The sequence below is a fragment of the Citrobacter sp. RHB36-C18 genome (genome assembly GCF_013814485.1).
In the GTDB taxonomy this organism is placed as follows: Bacteria; Pseudomonadota; Gammaproteobacteria; order Enterobacterales; family Enterobacteriaceae; genus Citrobacter; species Citrobacter braakii.
Genome location: NZ_CP057125.1, coordinates 1,345,190 through 1,358,029 on the forward strand (window position 1 = coordinate 1,345,190; position 12,840 = coordinate 1,358,029).

A 12,840-nucleotide genomic window follows, 5' to 3' on the forward strand; every position below is an offset into this window, starting at 1 on the left:
TTGCGGGTGTTGTCAGCAAAAAGCATAGCAGACAAGCATGGTATTGCTGGCTTAAGCAGGTAACATAGATGTTATAAATTGATAACAAATTCTTTCTTTGAATGGTGAGAGTATGGGGACCTTCAAAGTTTGTGCCGTTGACTGAGGTGATAATGTGCGGCTCAGTAGAATGGTTACCCGCGCCACTTTTTTGATAGATACGTGAAAGGAACAACAAGATGGATGACCAGTTAAAACAAAGCGCCCTCGATTTCCACGAATTTCCGGTACCCGGTAAAATCCAGGTTTCTCCGACCAAGCCTCTGGCAACCCAGCGCGACCTCGCGTTGGCCTACTCGCCGGGCGTGGCTGCACCGTGTCTTGAAATTGAAAAGGACCCGCTGGCAGCCTACAAATACACCGCACGCGGCAACCTGGTTGCGGTTATTTCCAACGGTACTGCGGTTCTGGGCCTGGGTAATATTGGCGCGCTGGCCGGTAAACCAGTGATGGAAGGTAAAGGCGTTCTGTTTAAGAAATTCGCCGGGATTGACGTGTTCGACATCGAAGTTGATGAACTCGATCCGGATAAATTTATCAACGTGGTAGCGGCGCTTGAACCAACGTTTGGCGGCATTAACCTCGAAGATATCAAAGCGCCGGAGTGCTTCTACATTGAGCAAAAACTCCGTGAGCGCATGAATATTCCGGTATTCCATGATGACCAGCACGGCACGGCAATCATCAGTACTGCCGCAATCCTTAACGGTCTGCGGGTGGTTGAGAAAAATATCTCTGATGTGCGTATGGTGGTGTCCGGTGCAGGTGCGGCGGCGATTGCCTGTATGAACCTGCTGGTGGCGCTGGGTATGCAGAAACACAACATTGTGGTCTGCGACTCCAAAGGGGTGATTTACAAAGATCGTGAACCAAACATGGCGGAAACCAAAGCGGCATACGCAGTGGTGGATGACGGTAAGCGTACGCTGGATGATGTCATTGACGGCGCGGATATTTTCCTCGGTTGCTCTGGTCCGAAAGTGCTGACGCAGGAAATGGTTAAGAAGATGGCGCGTGCGCCAATGATCCTGGCCCTCGCCAACCCGGAACCGGAAATCCTGCCGCCGCTGGCGAAAGAGGTGCGTTCTGACGCCATCATTTGCACCGGCCGTTCCGACTACCCGAACCAGGTTAACAACGTCCTGTGCTTCCCGTTCATCTTCCGCGGCGCGCTGGACGTCGGCGCTACTGCCATCAACGAAGAGATGAAACTGGCCGCGGTACACGCCATTGCTGAGCTGGCGCACGCCGAGCAGAGCGAAGTGGTGGCCTCCGCCTATGGCGACCAGGACCTGAGCTTCGGGCCGGAATACATTATTCCGAAACCGTTCGACCCGCGTCTGATCGTCAAAATCGCCCCTGCGGTGGCGAAGGCGGCGATGGATTCCGGTGTGGCAACGCGTCCGATTGCCGACTTTGATGCTTACATCGATAAGCTGACCGAATTCGTCTACAAAACCAACCTGTTCATGAAGCCGATTTTCTCCCTGGCACGCAAAGCGCCGAAGCGTGTGGTGCTGACTGAAGGGGAAGAGGCGCGTGTACTGCATGCCACGCAGGAGCTGATCACTTTAGGTCTGGCGAAACCGATCCTGATCGGTCGTCCGAGCGTTATCGAAATGCGTATCCAGAAACTGGGTCTGCAGATCAAAGCGGGCGTCGATTTTGAGATCGTCAACAATGAATCCGATCCGCGCTTTAAGGAGTACTGGAGCGAGTACTACCAGATTATGAAACGTCGTGGTATTACCCAGGAGCAGGCGCAGCGTGCGGTAATTGCCAACACCACGGTGATCGGCGCGATCATGGTGCAGCGCGGCGAAGCGGATGCAATGATCTGCGGTACGATTGGCGACTACCATGAGCACTTCAGCGTGGTGAAAGAGGTGTTTGGTCATCGCGATGGCGTGCATACTGCCGGGGCGATGAACGCCTTGCTGCTGCCAAGCGGTAACACCTTTATCGCCGATACCTACGTTAACGACGATCCTACGCCGGAGCAACTGGCGGAAATCGCCGTGATGGCGGCAGAAACCGTGCGTCGCTTTGGTATCGAACCGAAGGTAGCGCTGCTGTCGCACTCCAACTTTGGCTCATCTAACTGTCCGTCGGCCAGCAAAATGCGCGAAGCGCTGGAGCTGATTAAGGCGCGTGCGCCAGAGTTGATGATTGATGGCGAAATGCACGGCGATGCCGCGCTGGTGGAAAGCATCCGTCATGACCGCATGCCGGACAGTCCGCTGAAAGGCTCAGCGAATATTCTGGTGATGCCGAATATGGAAGCTGCCCGTATTAGTTACAACTTACTACGCGTTTCCAGCTCTGAAGGCGTAACGGTCGGCCCGGTGCTGATGGGGGTTGCGAAACCGGTTCACGTATTAACGCCGATCGCTTCTGTTCGTCGTATCGTTAATATGGTGGCGCTGGCGGTCGTAGAAGCCCAAACTCAACCGCTGTAATTTCACTTTAATTTATTTCCGGCGCGGGTTTCTCCCGCGCCTTTTTATTTCCCCTTTCTTAGTGATCCACTTCACCTTTTAAACATGGTTGCCGAATTTTGTTATTTACTCTGACAAAAAATTGCCACGATGAGGGCAGTTTTAGCGGAGGCGGTGAGCAATGGAAAAAGAACGCATTATTCAGGAATTTGTGCCGGGGAAACAGGTTACGCTGGCGCATCTCATTGCGCACCCTGGTGAGGAACTGGCGAAAAAGATCGGCGTTCCCGAAGCGGGTGCCATCGGCATCATGACGCTGACGCCAGGCGAAACCGCGATGATTGCCGGTGACTTAGCTATGAAGGCGGCAGATGTACATATCGGCTTTCTCGATCGATTCAGCGGTGCGCTGGTCATCTACGGCTCGGTAGGCGCGGTAGAAGAAGCGTTATTACAGACGGTAAGCGGTCTGGGTCGGTTATTAAATTTCACTTTGTGCAACCTGACAAAAAGTTAATCAGAGGCGGCGATGAAACGTATTGCGTTTGTCGGTACGGTGGGGGCGGGGAAAACAACGCTCTTTAATGCGCTACAGGGAAATTATTCCCTCGCCAGAAAAACACAGGCCGTGGAGTTTAATGAAAATGGCGATATCGACACGCCAGGAGAATATTTTAGCCATCCGCGCTGGTATCACGCCTTAATTACCACGCTGCAGGATGTTGATACGTTGATTTATATACACGCGGCAAATGATAAAGAAAGTCGCTTACCTGCCGGGCTGTTGGATATCGGCGCCAGTAAACGACAAATCGCCGTTATCAGCAAAACGGACATGCCGGATGCCGACGTCGCCGCAACGCGACAACTACTTCGCGGGATAGGGTTCCAGGAGCCGATTTTCGAACTCAACAGCCATGACCCGCGCAGCGTGCAGCACCTGGTGGATTATCTGACTGAGCTCAGCCAAAAGGAGGAAAGGGCAGGTGAAAAAACTCATCACAGCTAACGATATTCGTGCGGCCCACGCACGCGGCGAACAGGAAATGTCGGTTGTTCTGCGCGCCAGCATCATCACCCCGGAGGCGCGCGAAGTTGCGGAGCTGCTGGGCGTCACCATCAGTGAATGCGATGAATCCGCGCCAACCGTTGCTGCTGCCGCACCGGTTGCGGTGGATGATGGCAAAACGGAAAGCCAGCGCATTCGCGAAACCATCATTGCGCAGTTACCGGAAGGGCAGTTTACCGAAAGCCTGGTCGCCCAACTGATGGACAAAGTCATGAAGGAGAAACAGTCGCTGGAGCAGGGCGGAATGCAGCCGAGCTTTAACTCGGTGACCGGCAAAGGCGGCGTCAAAGTCATCGACGGCAGCAGCGTGAAGTTTGGTCGTTTTGACGGCGCACAGCCGCACTGCGTGGGTTTAACCGATCTGGTGACCGACCAGGACGGTAGCAGCATGGCCGCCGGGTTCATGCAGTGGGATAACGCTTTTTTCCCATGGACGCTGAACTACGACGAAATCGACATGATTCTGGAAGGCGAGCTGCACGTTCGCCACGAAGGCGAAACCATGATTGCTAAAGCCGGGGATGTGATGTTTATCCCGAAAGGCTCCAGCATCGAATTTGGTACGCCATCGACGGTGAAATTTCTGTATGTGGCCTGGCCTGCGAACTGGCAGTCCTGCTAAGGCGGATGTATGAAGGATTTCATTACCGAAGCATGGCTCAGAGCGAATCATACGCTCAGCGAAGGGGCTGAAATTCATCTCCCCGCTGATGCTCGCCTGACGCCATCTGCCCGGGAATTACTGGAAAGCCGACATCTGCGCATTAAGTTTATCGACGAGCAGGGCAGCCTGTTTATTGATGACGAAGCACAGCAGCCGCAGCCGGTGCATGGTTTAACCAGCAGCGATACGCATCCACAGGCCAGTTGCGAACTGTGTCATCAACCGGTGGTGAAGAAAGCAGACACGCTGACGCATCTGACAGCGGACAAGATGGTCGCTAAAAGTGACCCGCGCCTGGGATTTCGCGCCGCGCTGGACAGCACCATCGCCCTGGCCGTGTGGTTGCAGATAGAGCTGGCGGAACCGTGGCAGCCGTGGCTGGCGGATATCCGTTCGCGTCTGGGCAACATTATGCGCGCCGACGCTATCGACGAGCCGCTGGCAGCACAAGCTATCGTCGGGTTAAGCGACGAAGATTTACACCGGCTTTCGCATCAGCCGCTGCGCTATCTGGACCACGACCATCTGGTGCCTGAAGCCAGTCATGGCCGTGATTGCGCGTTGCTTAATCTGCTGCGTACCAAAGTCCGTGAAACGGAGACGGTGGCGGCCCAGGTATTCATCACCCGTAGTTTTGACGTGATGCGACCGGACATCATGCAGGCGCTCAATCGCCTTTCCAGTACGGTCTACGTGATGATGATTCTGAGCGTAGCGAAGCATCCACTGACGGTTAGCCAAATTCAACAGCGACTGGGGGAGAAGCAATGATCATTGAACGTGCTCGTCAACTCGCCCAGCGTTCACCTGCACGGGTGGTGTTCCCGGATGCGCTGGATGTTCGGGTGTTGAAAGCGGCAAATTACCTGCATCAGCACGGTCTGGCACATCCTGTTCTCGTCGCCAGTCCGTTTGCGCTGCGCCAGTTTGCCCTCAGCCATCGGGTGGCGATGGATGGCATTCAGGTTATCGACCCGCAAAGCAACCAGTCCATGCGTGAAGAGTTTGCGCTGCGCTGGCTGGCCCGCGCGGGAGATAAAACGCCTGCAGATGCGCTGGAAAAACTCAACGATCCGCTGATGTTCGCCGCCGCCATGGTTAGCGCGGGTAAAGCTGACGTCTGTATTGCGGGCAATTTATCGTCGACAGCAAACGTGCTGCGCGCTGGGTTACGCATTATTGGGTTACAGCCAGGCTGTAAAACGCTGTCGTCAATTTTCCTGATGCTGCCGCAGTACCTCGGGCCGGCATTAGGGTTTGCCGATTGTAGCGTCGTGCCGCAGCCCACAGCCGCGCAGCTGGCGGATATTGCGATTGCCAGCGCGCAGACATGGCAGGCGATCACCGGTGAAGAACCGCGCGTGGCCATGCTGTCGTTTTCAAGTCAAGGCAGCGCTCGTCATCCTAACGTCGCTAACGTGCAGCAGGCTACGGAGATCGTTCGTGAGCGCGCCCCGCAGCTTACCGTGGATGGGGAACTGCAATTTGATGCCGCCTTTGTTCCGGATGTCGCCGCGCAAAAAGCGCCCGCCAGTCCGTTAAAGGGCAATGCCAATGTGATGGTCTTCCCATCGCTGGAGGCAGGCAATATTGGCTACAAAATCGCCCAGCGTCTGGGAGGGTATCGTGCCGTAGGTCCGTTGATCCAAGGGCTTGCCGCACCGCTTCATGACCTCTCTCGCGGCTGTAGCGTACAGGAAATTATCGAACTGGCGTTGGTGGCAGCAGTGCCGCGTCAGACTGACATGAGTCGTGAAAACGCCTCACACACACTGGTTGTTTAGGTCCCGTTCTGGACCCCTTAATGAGAGGAAAACACAATGGAAGCATTAGGAATGATTGAAACCCGGGGCCTGGTTGCACTGATTGAGGCTTCTGACGCAATGGTTAAAGCGGCACGCGTGAAACTGGTCGGCGTGAAGCAGATCGGCGGCGGTCTGGTTACTGCAATGGTCCGTGGCGACGTAGCGGCATGTAAAGCCGCAACGGATGCTGGTGCTGCTGCTGCACAGCGTATTGGTGAGCTGGTTTCCGTACACGTAATCCCGCGTCCGCATGGCGATCTGGAAGAAGTGTTCCCGATCAGCTTTAAAGGCGACAGCAACGACATGTAAGTCGTCCATGTGACGCCACAGACTTCATTGCTGGCGTCACCCTCTCTCCTTTTCACATTACCTTCTGCGGAGGGTAGGGGGAGGTTTTACCTGAAATATGCCACGGAGGCGCGTATGAAACTGGCAATCGTCACAGGACAAATTGTTTGTACCGTACGCCATCAGGGGCTCGCGCACGACAAGTTGCTGATGGTGGAAATGATTGATGCCTGCGGAAATCCCGACGGGCAATGTGCTGTTGCTATCGACAGCATTGGGGCGGGAACCGGAGAGTGGGTGCTGCTGGTCAGCGGAAGCTCAGCCCGTCAGGCGCACCGTAACGAATCATCACCTGTCGATCTGTGCGTGATTGGCATTGTTGATGAAGTGGTGGCAGGTGGTCAGGTGATCTTCCATAAATAAGGCAGAAAATCATGAATCAACAGGATATTGAACAGGTCGTGAAAGCGGTACTGCTGAAAATGAAAGACAGCAGCCAACCCGTCAGTGCCGTTCAAGAAATGGGCGTTTTTGCCTCCCTGGATGACGCAGTGGCGGCAGCAAAACTGGCCCAGCAAGGGCTGAAAAGCGTTGCCATGCGCCAACTGGCTATCACGGCTCTACGTGAGGCGGGCGAAAAACATGCCCGAGAATTAGCGGAACTTGCCGTCACAGAAACCGGCATGGGGCGCGTTGAAGATAAATTTGCCAAAAATGTGGCGCAGGCACGCGCCACGCCGGGCGTGGAATGCCTGTCTCCACAGGTTCTGACCGGTGATAACGGCCTGACGCTGATTGAAAACGCGCCGTGGGGCGTGGTGGCCTCGGTGACACCGTCCACCAACCCGGCTGCGACCGTTATTAACAACGCCATCAGCCTGATTGCGGCTGGCAACAGCGTGGTCTTCGCACCGCATCCGGCTGCCAAGGGCGTGTCTCAGCGCGCTATCACTCTGCTTAACCAGGCGGTAGTTGCTGCAGGCGGACCGGCAAACCTGCTGGTTACCGTGGCCAATCCGGATATCGAAACCGCCCAGCGTCTGTTTAAGTACCCAGGCATCGGCCTGCTGGTGGTGACCGGCGGTGAAGCCGTAGTGGATGCCGCGCGTAAGCACACCAACAAACGTCTGATTGCCGCCGGTGCGGGAAATCCGCCGGTGGTGGTTGATGAAACGGCTGATCTGGCACGCGCAGCCCAGTCGATCGTCAAAGGCGCTTCGTTTGACAACAACATTATCTGCGCCGACGAAAAAGTGCTGATCGTGGTCGATAGCGTCGCTGATGAGCTGATGCGTCTGATGGAAAGCCAGCATGCAGTCAAGCTGACCACGGCTCAGGCCGAACAGCTGCAACCGGTGCTGCTGAAAAATGTCGATGAACGCGGTAAAGGCACGGTCAGTCGTGACTGGGTTGGCCGCGACGCAGGAAAAATCGCTGCGGCGATTGGTCTGAACGTACCGGAGCAAACCCGGCTGTTGTTCGTCGAAACCTCTGCGACTCACCCGTTTGCCGTAACCGAACTGATGATGCCGGTTCTGCCGGTCGTGCGGGTCGCCAACGTCGATGAGGCCATTGAACTGGCGGTCAAGCTTGAAGGCGGCTGTCACCATACGGCGGCGATGCACTCGCGCAATATCGACAACATGAACCGCATGGCAAACGCCATTGATACCAGCATTTTCGTTAAGAACGGACCGTGTATTGCCGGTCTTGGACTCGGCGGCGAAGGCTGGACCACGATGACCATTACCACGCCAACCGGGGAAGGGGTGACCAGCGCACGCACGTTTGTGCGTCTGCGTCGCTGTGTGTTGGTGGACGCCTTCAGAATTGTATAAGGAGTGAACGACATGGCGCACGACGAACAACGTTGGCTGACACCCAGATTGCTAAAAGCGGCAACGCTATGTAACCAGACGCCCGTAAAGAGCGATTCACCGCTGTGGCTGGGCGTGGATTTGGGGACGTGTGATGTGGTGTCGATGGTTGTCGACAGTGACGGACAGCCGGTTGCGGTTTGCCTGGACTGGGCCGACGTCGTGCGCGATGGCATCGTCTGGGATTTCTTCGGTGCGGTGACCATCGTTCGTCGCCATCTCGATACGCTCGAACAACAGTTGGGTTGCCGCTTTACCCACGCGGCAACCTCGTTTCCACCGGGAACTGACCCACGGATATCGATCAACGTGCTGGAATCTGCCGGGCTTGAAGTCAGTCATGTGCTCGACGAACCGACCGCGGTGGCAGACCTGTTGCAGCTTGATAACGCTGGCGTGGTGGATATCGGTGGCGGTACCACCGGGATTGCGATTGTGAAGCGAGGCAAGGTGACTTACTCCGCCGATGAAGCGACCGGCGGACACCACATTTCTCTGACGCTTGCCGGGAACCGTCGCATCCAGTTGGAAGAGGCGGAGCAGTACAAACGCAGCAACGGTAAAGAAATTTGGCCGGTGGTTAAGCCGGTCTACGAAAAAATGGCGGAAATTGTGGCTCACCATATTGCCGGACAGGGCGTGGCAGATTTATGGCTGGCCGGTGGTTCCTGTATGCAGCCGGGCGTTGATGAACTGTTTCGTAAGCGTTTCCCGGAACTGCAGGTGCATTTACCCCAGCACAGCCTGTTTATGACCCCGCTGGCGATTGCAAATAGCGGAAAAGAAAAAGCGGAAGGAATCTATGCAAGCTGAATTGCAGACCGCGCTCTTTCAGGCATTCGATACCCTGAATCTGCAACGCGTAAAAACGTTTAGCGTTCCACCGGTTACGTTGTGTGGACTGGGAGCGCTCAGTACCTGCGGACAGGAAGCACAAACGCGCGGCCTGACGCATATGTTCGTCATGGTCGACAGTTTCCTGCACCAGGCGGGGATGACCGCTGCACTGGAACGCAGCCTGGCGATGAAAGGCGTGGCGATGACGCTGTGGCCATGTCCGGTGGGCGAACCGTGCATTACGGACGTCTGCGCGGCGGTCGCGCAACTGCGTGAATCGAAGTGCGATGGCGTAGTGGCCTTTGGTGGCGGTTCCGTATTGGATGCCGCAAAAGCCGTGGCGTTGCTGGTGACCAATCCCACCCAGACGCTGGCAGACATGGATGAGAGCAGCGCGTTACGCCCGCGTCTGCCGCTGATTGCCGTACCGACTACCGCCGGAACGGGTTCAGAAACCACTAATGTCACGGTGATTATCGACGCTGCGACCGGGCTTAAAAAAGTGCTGGCCCACGCAACCCTGATGCCGGATGTGGCGATTCTTGACGCCGCGCTGACGGAAGGTGTGCCCGCACACGTAACGGCGATGACCGGGATCGATGCGCTGACGCACGCTGTTGAAGCGTATAGCGCTCTGAACGCGACGCCGTTTACCGACAGTCTGGCGATTGGCGCGATTGCGATGATAGGTAAATCGCTGCCGAAGGCCGTTGGCTATGGTCAGGATCTGGCGGCGCGAGAAAGCATGCTACTGGCTTCCTGTATGGCCGGGATGGCGTTTTCCAGCGCGGGGCTGGGCCTGTGTCACGCGATGGCGCACCAGCCGGGTGCGACACTGCACATCCCACATGGACAGGCTAACGCCATGCTGCTGCCCACAGTAATGGGTTTCAACCGCATGGTGTGTCGTGAGCGTTTCAGCCATATCGGACGGGCGTTAACCAACAAGAAGTCGGACGATCGCGATGCCATCAACGCCGTCAGCGAGCTGATTAGCGAAGTGGGCCAGACCAAACGACTCTCTGACGTTGGGGCAAAGCCCGAGCATTACAGCGCATGGGCTCACGCCGCGCTGGAGGATATTTGTATTCGCAGTAACCCACGCACCGCCACGCAGGCCGACATTATCGCGTTGTATGCGGCGGCACAATAAATACACATATGACAGGGAGTGAAGGTTATGGGAATTAACGAAATCATCATGTACATCATGATGTTCTTTATGCTGATTGCCGCCGTGGACAGGATCCTGTCGCAGTTCGGCGGTTCGGCACGCTTCCTCGGTAAGTTCGGTAAGAGTATTGAGGGATCGGGCGGCCAGTTTGAAGAAGGTTTTATGGCGATGGGCGCGCTGGGTCTGGCGATGGTTGGTATGACCGCGCTGGCACCGGTACTGGCGCATGTGCTCGGGCCGGTGATTATTCCACTGTACGAAATGTTGGGCGCGAACCCGTCGATGTTTGCCGGAACGCTGCTGGCGTGCGATATGGGCGGCTTCTTCCTAGCGAAAGAACTGGCGGGCGGCGACGTTGCGGCGTGGCTGTACTCTGGCCTGATCCTCGGGGCGATGATGGGGCCGACGCTGGTCTTCTCTATTCCGGTTGCGCTGGGGATTATTGAGCCGTCTGACCGTCGTTATCTGGCGCTGGGCGTGCTGGCTGGGATCGTCACCATTCCGATTGGCTGTATTGCGGGTGGTTTGATCGCGATGTACTCCGGTGTCGAAATCAACGGGCAGCCGGTGGAGTTCACCTTCGCGCTGATCCTGATGAACATGATCCCGGTGCTGATCGTTGCCGTGCTGGTGGCGCTGGGACTGAAATTCATCCCGGAAAAAATGATCAACGGCTTCCAGATCTTCGCGAAATTCCTGGTGGCGCTGATCACCATCGGTCTGGCGGCAGCGGTAATCAAATTCCTGCTCGGCTGGGAACTGATTCCGGGTCTTGATCCTATCTTCATGGCACCGGGTGACAAGCCGGGTGAAGTGATGCGCGCCATCGAAGTTATCGGTTCTATCTCCTGCGTGCTGCTGGGGGCGTACCCAATGGTACTGCTGCTGACCCGCTGGTTTGAAAAGCCGCTGATGAGCGTTGGTAACCTGTTAAAAATCAATAATATTGCGGCTGCGGGCATGGTGGCGACGCTGGCGAACAACATCCCAATGTTCGGCATGATGAAGAATATGGATACCCGCGGCAAAGTGATCAACTGCGCTTTTGCGGTCTCCGCAGCCTTCGCTCTGGGTGACCACTTAGGTTTCGCCGCGGCCAACATGAACGCGATGATCTTCCCAATGATTGTCGGCAAGCTGATTGGCGGCGTGACGGCGATTGGTGTGGCTATGCTGTTGGTACCGAAAGACGAAGATGTTCCGGCACCAGCAGAAACCAACCCGGAGGCGCAATCGTGAATACTCGCCAGCTACTCAGCGTCGGTATCGATATCGGCACCACCACCACTCAGGTCATCTTCTCGCGCCTTGAGCTGGTCAACCGTGCGGCAGTGTCGCAGGTGCCGCGTTACGAATTCATCAAACGCGAAATTAGCTGGCAAAGCCCGGTGTTCTTTACCCCCGTTGATAAGCAGGGCGGGCTGAAAGAGGCCGAACTTAAGGCGCTGATCCTCGCCCAGTATCAGGCGGCGGGGATTGCGCCTGAGACCGTCGATTCCGGCGCGATCATCATTACCGGAGAAAGTGCCAAAACCCGCAACGCGCGACCTGCGGTGATGACGCTCTCTCAGTCGCTGGGGGACTTCGTGGTTGCCAGCGCCGGTCCGCATCTGGAATCAGTGATTGCCGGTCACGGCGCAGGGGCTCAAACCCTGTCAGAGCAGAAGTTGTGCCGCGTACTGAATATCGACATCGGTGGCGGGACGTCGAACTACGTCCTGTTCGATGCCGGAAAAGTCAGCGGTTCGGCCTGCCTGAACGTCGGCGGACGGCTGCTGGAAACGGACGGTCAGGGGCGGGTGGTGCATGCGCATCAGCCAGGACAGATGATTGTTGATGACGTATTTGGCCCTGGCACCGACGCCCGGACCCTCAATGCGGCGCAGCTTGTTCAGGTGGCTCGACGGATGGCGGCGCTGATCGTTGAGGTGATTGACGGCACGCTGTCACCGCTGGCGCAGGCGCTGATGCAAACCGGTCTGTTGCCGACGGGCGTGAAGCCGGAAGTGATTACGTTGTCCGGCGGGGTGGGCGAGTGCTACCGCAACCAGCCTGCCGATCCATTCTGTTTTTCCGATATTGGGCCGCTGCTAGCGACGGCGCTGCATGAACATCCGCGCCTGCGTGAGATGAACGTGCAGTTCCCGGCGCAAACCGTGCGCGCCACGGTGATTGGCGCCGGTGCGCATACGCTGTCGCTTTCGGGCAGCACCATCTGGCTGGAAGGTGTGGCGCTTCCGCTGCGCAATCTGCCGGTGGCGATTCCGGTTGATGAGGCTGATTTGGTGGCCGCCTGGCAACAAGCGCTGATGCAGCTCGATCTGGACCCGCAAACAGACGCTTACGTGCTGGCGCTGCCCGGTTCACTGCCGGTGCGCTACGCCGCGCTGTTAACGGTTATTGATGCGCTACTGGCCTTTGTCGCGCGCCATCCGAATCCGCATCCCCTGCTGGTGGTAGCCGAGCAGGATTTTGGTAAAGCCCTGGGCATGCTGTTACGCCCACAGTTACAGCAACACCCGCTGGCAGTCATCGATGAGGTGGTTGTCCGGGCGGGGGACTATATCGACATTGGTACGCCTCTTTTTGGCGGATCGGTTGTGCCGGTGACGGTGAAATCACTCGCATTTCCTTCCTGAGGGAACGACT

The 12,840-nt window shown here is 56.7% G+C and carries 13 protein-coding genes; all 13 read left to right on the top strand.

Going from position 1 to position 12,840, the window contains the following annotated elements:
* Window positions 1-218 precede the first annotated feature (218 nt).
* The gene (gene maeB / locus HVZ52_RS06300) at window positions 219-2,498 is read left to right on the top strand and encodes an NADP-dependent oxaloacetate-decarboxylating malate dehydrogenase (RefSeq protein WP_016153959.1); all 2,280 of its coding nucleotides are present in this window, start codon (window positions 219-221) and stop codon (window positions 2,496-2,498) included.
* A gap of 160 nt (window positions 2,499-2,658) precedes the next feature.
* Window positions 2,659-2,994, top strand: coding sequence for an ethanolamine utilization microcompartment protein EutS (gene eutS / locus HVZ52_RS06305; RefSeq protein WP_003037995.1), 336 nt, complete (start codon window positions 2,659-2,661; stop codon window positions 2,992-2,994).
* 12 nt (window positions 2,995-3,006) lie between these two features.
* Window positions 3,007-3,486 carry an ethanolamine utilization acetate kinase EutP gene (eutP, locus tag HVZ52_RS06310; protein WP_016153958.1) on the top strand — a complete coding sequence of 160 codons (480 nt, stop codon included), beginning with the start codon at window positions 3,007-3,009 and terminating at the stop codon, window positions 3,484-3,486.
* The gene (eutQ, locus tag HVZ52_RS06315; RefSeq protein WP_137351741.1) at window positions 3,464-4,168 is read left to right on the top strand and encodes an ethanolamine utilization acetate kinase EutQ; all 705 of its coding nucleotides are present in this window, start codon (window positions 3,464-3,466) and stop codon (window positions 4,166-4,168) included. Before eutP ends, eutQ begins: the two co-directional genes overlap by 23 nt.
* Before the next feature lie 9 nt (window positions 4,169-4,177).
* Window positions 4,178-4,981 carry an ethanolamine utilization cob(I)yrinic acid a,c-diamide adenosyltransferase EutT gene (gene eutT / locus HVZ52_RS06320; RefSeq protein WP_080859843.1) on the top strand — a complete coding sequence of 268 codons (804 nt, stop codon included), beginning with the start codon at window positions 4,178-4,180 and terminating at the stop codon, window positions 4,979-4,981.
* Window positions 4,978-5,994, top strand: coding sequence for a phosphate acetyltransferase (gene pta / locus HVZ52_RS06325; RefSeq protein WP_016153955.1), 1,017 nt, complete (start codon window positions 4,978-4,980; stop codon window positions 5,992-5,994). Before eutT ends, pta begins: the two co-directional genes overlap by 4 nt.
* 36 nt (window positions 5,995-6,030) lie before the next feature.
* Entirely contained in the window at window positions 6,031-6,324 is a 294-nt protein-coding gene (gene eutM / locus HVZ52_RS06330) for an ethanolamine utilization microcompartment protein EutM (RefSeq protein ID WP_003835054.1), read from the top strand.
* A gap of 114 nt (window positions 6,325-6,438) precedes the next feature.
* Window positions 6,439-6,726, top strand: coding sequence for an ethanolamine utilization microcompartment protein EutN (gene eutN, locus HVZ52_RS06335; protein WP_016153954.1), 288 nt, complete (start codon window positions 6,439-6,441; stop codon window positions 6,724-6,726).
* 11 nt (window positions 6,727-6,737) lie between these two features.
* Window positions 6,738-8,141 carry an aldehyde dehydrogenase family protein gene (locus HVZ52_RS06340; RefSeq protein WP_016153953.1) on the top strand — a complete coding sequence of 468 codons (1,404 nt, stop codon included), beginning with the start codon at window positions 6,738-6,740 and terminating at the stop codon, window positions 8,139-8,141.
* Window positions 8,142-8,153: 12 nt separating this feature from the next.
* On the top strand, window positions 8,154-8,993 hold the full coding sequence (gene eutJ, locus HVZ52_RS06345; RefSeq protein ID WP_016153952.1) for an ethanolamine utilization protein EutJ: 840 nt from the start codon (window positions 8,154-8,156) through the stop codon (window positions 8,991-8,993).
* Window positions 8,983-10,170 carry an ethanolamine utilization ethanol dehydrogenase EutG gene (gene eutG, locus HVZ52_RS06350; protein ID WP_016153951.1) on the top strand — a complete coding sequence of 396 codons (1,188 nt, stop codon included), beginning with the start codon at window positions 8,983-8,985 and terminating at the stop codon, window positions 10,168-10,170. Before eutJ ends, eutG begins: the two co-directional genes overlap by 11 nt.
* Window positions 10,171-10,197: 27 nt before the next feature.
* Entirely contained in the window at window positions 10,198-11,430 is a 1,233-nt protein-coding gene (gene eutH / locus HVZ52_RS06355; protein WP_016153950.1) for an ethanolamine utilization protein EutH, read from the top strand.
* The gene (eutA, locus tag HVZ52_RS06360; protein WP_016153949.1) at window positions 11,427-12,830 is read left to right on the top strand and encodes an ethanolamine ammonia-lyase reactivating factor EutA; all 1,404 of its coding nucleotides are present in this window, start codon (window positions 11,427-11,429) and stop codon (window positions 12,828-12,830) included. Before eutH ends, eutA begins: the two co-directional genes overlap by 4 nt.
* The last annotated feature ends 10 nt before the right edge of the window (window positions 12,831-12,840 follow it).

Bases quoted from the DNA above. Each gene is read 5' to 3' on its own strand.
- maeB (WP_016153959.1), top strand. From the start codon at position 219: ATGGATGACCAGTTAAAACAAAGCGCCCTCGATTTCCACGAATTTCCG.
- eutS (WP_003037995.1), top strand. From the start codon at position 2,659: ATGGAAAAAGAACGCATTATTCAGGAATTTGTGCCGGGGAAACAGGTT.
- eutP (WP_016153958.1), top strand. From the start codon at position 3,007: ATGAAACGTATTGCGTTTGTCGGTACGGTGGGGGCGGGGAAAACAACG.
- eutT (WP_080859843.1), top strand. From the start codon at position 4,178: ATGAAGGATTTCATTACCGAAGCATGGCTCAGAGCGAATCATACGCTC.
- pta (WP_016153955.1), top strand. From the start codon at position 4,978: ATGATCATTGAACGTGCTCGTCAACTCGCCCAGCGTTCACCTGCACGG.
- eutM (WP_003835054.1), top strand. From the start codon at position 6,031: ATGGAAGCATTAGGAATGATTGAAACCCGGGGCCTGGTTGCACTGATT.
- eutN (WP_016153954.1), top strand. From the start codon at position 6,439: ATGAAACTGGCAATCGTCACAGGACAAATTGTTTGTACCGTACGCCAT.
- HVZ52_RS06340 (WP_016153953.1), top strand. From the start codon at position 6,738: ATGAATCAACAGGATATTGAACAGGTCGTGAAAGCGGTACTGCTGAAA.
- eutJ (WP_016153952.1), top strand. From the start codon at position 8,154: ATGGCGCACGACGAACAACGTTGGCTGACACCCAGATTGCTAAAAGCG.
- eutG (WP_016153951.1), top strand. From the start codon at position 8,983: ATGCAAGCTGAATTGCAGACCGCGCTCTTTCAGGCATTCGATACCCTG.
- eutH (WP_016153950.1), top strand. From the start codon at position 10,198: ATGGGAATTAACGAAATCATCATGTACATCATGATGTTCTTTATGCTG.